We start from the raw sequence: 531 nt of genomic DNA on the forward strand, positions 1-531 counted from the left end.
CCCTCGTCCCATGTTCCGGAAAGAGTAGTATTCTATGTTGCCTTATTATGCTTTTTGGTTGTTTCTCAATAATACTCGGCAGCCTCAGTACGCCTTCGTTTACTGCTCTAGTCATCGGTTCTATGTCAGTAACAGGAGCACTTACTTGTATGTTGCTTAGCTTCAATTGAAAATCATCTACTTTATTATTCAGATCAGACACAACTGCTACCAACTTTGCATTTTGTTGCTTTAATTCCTGAAAGTCTTCCACTACTTCTGTTAGTACTGTTTGTATGATTTCGGCTTCCATAACTGTCAGTTGTTTACACGTGATGAGATTGCCTTTTTTTCTTTCGCTTTTGTTTAAAATGTTTGTCTATTTCTTCATTGTTGGGCTGCGGTTTCATAAGCACATCTACAGTGTCTTCTTTATTGCTTTGGAAGTTCGAATGATTTGAACTTGCATACTGCTGAACTAAGGGTTGGACCGGTAGATTAGTTTGTCCTAGCGCTCGTAAAACTTGCTGCCTCGCAAGTATTTTTTCAATC

General features: G+C 38.8%; 2 protein-coding genes. Both read right to left on the reverse strand.

Features of this window, described 5'->3' with window-relative positions; translation table 11 throughout:
- Nucleotides 1-292, reverse strand: a 292-nt coding sequence (locus SAE01_RS24325) for a hypothetical protein (protein ID WP_147206430.1), incomplete at its 3' end; no start/stop codon positions are given.
- A gap of 13 nt (nucleotides 293-305) precedes the next feature.
- A partial coding sequence (locus tag SAE01_RS24875; protein WP_218029245.1) for a hypothetical protein occupies nucleotides 306-531 on the reverse strand: 226 nt, incomplete at its 5' end.

The sequence above is a fragment of the Segetibacter aerophilus genome (assembly GCF_007991655.1).
GTDB classification, from domain to species: domain Bacteria; phylum Bacteroidota; class Bacteroidia; order Chitinophagales; family Chitinophagaceae; genus Segetibacter; species Segetibacter aerophilus.